The 1973-nt window shown below is 65.7% G+C and carries 3 protein-coding genes and 1 pseudogene; all 4 read right to left on the bottom strand.

Going from position 1 to position 1973, the window contains the following annotated elements; all coding sequences use genetic code 11:
- A pseudogene (locus A3764_RS17435) lies at window positions 1-325 on the bottom strand (hypothetical protein); the annotation flags it as partial.
- Window positions 322-627 (bottom strand): NADH-quinone oxidoreductase subunit NuoK, encoded by a 306-nt coding sequence (gene nuoK / locus A3764_RS17430; RefSeq protein WP_067926906.1) that lies wholly within the window; start codon window positions 625-627, stop codon window positions 322-324. The pseudogene A3764_RS17435 and the gene nuoK, both read right to left, overlap by 4 nt.
- Before the next feature lies 1 nt (window position 628).
- Window positions 629-1378: an NADH-quinone oxidoreductase subunit J family protein gene (locus A3764_RS17425; protein WP_082851163.1), complete on the bottom strand. Its 750-nt coding sequence runs from the start codon at window positions 1376-1378 to the stop codon at window positions 629-631.
- Window positions 1375-1973, bottom strand: a 599-nt coding sequence (locus tag A3764_RS17420) for an NADH-quinone oxidoreductase subunit H (RefSeq protein ID WP_067951836.1), incomplete at its 5' end; no start/stop codon positions are given. The genes A3764_RS17425 and A3764_RS17420, both read right to left, overlap by 4 nt.

The raw sequence follows: 1973 nt of genomic DNA, 5'->3' as shown, positions 1-1973 counted from the left end.
CAAAGAGGATCATCAGCCCGACGAGACGCCCGAGGCCCTTTGATTTTTCGTGCTGCGCGGCGTGGAAGATAACGGCCAGCGCGACGACGGGCACCATCAGCGCCACCGCTGCCGATATGGGCGTGAAGGCGGCGGAAAGGCGGATCGCGTCGGACCAGATCAGGCTGCCCGTCCAGTCCTGCAGGACGGCGACGAGGGCGATCGCGAAGGTGAGCGCCATGACGGTCACGGCCCAGAAGCCGAGCCAGCCCCGGGGCCGGTCGCCCATCGCGGCGATGATCGCGCCCGCGACGATGGGCAGGAGGGGGAGGAGCCAGAGCGTCATTGCTTCATCGTCCCCAGCGCTTCGATCACATCGGCCTGCCGTTTGCGATAGACGGCCACCACGAGGGCGAAGCCGATGGCCAGTTCGACGGCCATGACGGCCATGATCAGGATGGCGAGCAACTGCCCCTCGGGCGCGCCCGCGAGCGTGAAGGACCAGAAGCCCACCGCCGCCAGCAGGGTGCCGTTCAGCATCAGCTCAAGCCCCATCATCAGCATGACGAAGGACTTCTGCGACAGCGCGCCGAACAGTCCGATCCCGAAGAGCGCGGAGGCGACGATGAGGATGGCGGTCAATGTCATCTCAATGCTCCTTCTTCGGGGTGTGCTGGTGATCTTCGTCAGGGGCGGGGGCGTGGTGGTGCATATGGCCCGCGTCGGTGTCGCCCTTGTCGCCCGCCTTGTCAGACTCTTTCATGCCATGGTCGCCGTGTCCCCCGTGACCACCATGACCGCCGTGGCCACCGTGCCCACCATGACCTCCGCCCTTTTCGACCTTGCGACCGGCGGGGGTGCCGCCCGGGTGCAGACCCGGCGGTAGCGCGCCTTCTTCGGAATTGCCGAACCTTCCGTTGCGGCTCGACAGGGCGACGGCGCCCAGCATGGTGGCCAGCAGCGTGACCCCGGCTGTTTCAAAGATCAGCATCGAGGCGCCCAGCAGTTCGATGCCCAGATCGCGCATGGTATCGCGGCCCGCGGGCAGGGGATTATGGGGCAGGTTCGTGGCCAGCACTGCGACCGAAAGCCCGATGAAGGCGACGATGCCGGCACCGATCGAAAACCGGTACTGGTGGACCATCTGCATCGGGTTGAGCCCGGCGGGGTTCATCATGAACATCACCATGAAAAGGGCCATGACCATCATCTCGACCGCCATCATGAAGACCGTGGCGACCCCAATGTAATCGGCGGACATCAGCAACGCGATCCCCGCGACGGAGATGAAGGAAACCATCAGCGCGAATGTCGCGCGGATCATCGAGTCGACCCGGAAGACGCGCCAGCCGCTCCAGATCGCGAGGGCGGAGAGGGTATAGAAGGCGATATCCGTCATGCCAGCGCCACCAGTCCGGCCAGCAGCAGGTCAACGAAGGCGATGGGCAGCAGCACCTTCCAGATCAGCCCCAGCATCCGCGCCACGGGCATCCGCGCCAGCAGATGGGACAACCCGATCACGAGCACCATGACAACGAGCGTCTTCAGCGCCAGCCAGACCGGCCCGGGAAGGACAGGACCCAGATACCCGCCGAGGAAGGCCGTGGCGGCGACCGCCGAAAAGCCCACCAGCATCGTCAGGCGGGCAACCTGCCAGCCCGCCCGGTACGCGCCTGAATCCTCGGCAGCGGTGCCGCCTGCGAGGTCGGTGCTGTCGGCATAGTCGAACGGGCCGCGCAGGGTCAGCGACAGGCCCAGCAGCAGGAAAAGCGGCAGGCCCAGCGGTTGGCGGATGACGTTCCAGATGTCTTCCTGCGATATCACGATTTCGCGCAGGTCGAGCGATTGGGCAGGCAGGGCGGCAGCGATCAGCACGAACATACTGAGCAGCATGATGGGCAGGCCGATGGCGACGTAGCGGTAGGCCCCGATCAGGGCGAGGGGGGAATTGGGCGACCAGCCGTGCAAAAAGACCAGAACGACCACGAGCGCCT

Source organism: Sulfitobacter sp. HI0129 (genome assembly GCF_001635395.1).
Lineage (GTDB): Bacteria > Pseudomonadota > Alphaproteobacteria > Rhodobacterales > Rhodobacteraceae > Sulfitobacter.
The sequence above is the reverse complement of the archived record's forward strand: the minus strand, read 5'-3'. Positions and strand labels throughout refer to the sequence as shown.

Bases quoted from the DNA above. Each gene is read 5' to 3' on its own strand.
- A3764_RS17425 (WP_082851163.1), bottom strand. From the start codon at position 1,378: ATGACGGATATCGCCTTCTATACCCTCTCCGCCCTCGCGATCTGGAGC.
- nuoK (WP_067926906.1), bottom strand. From the start codon at position 627: ATGACATTGACCGCCATCCTCATCGTCGCCTCCGCGCTCTTCGGGATC.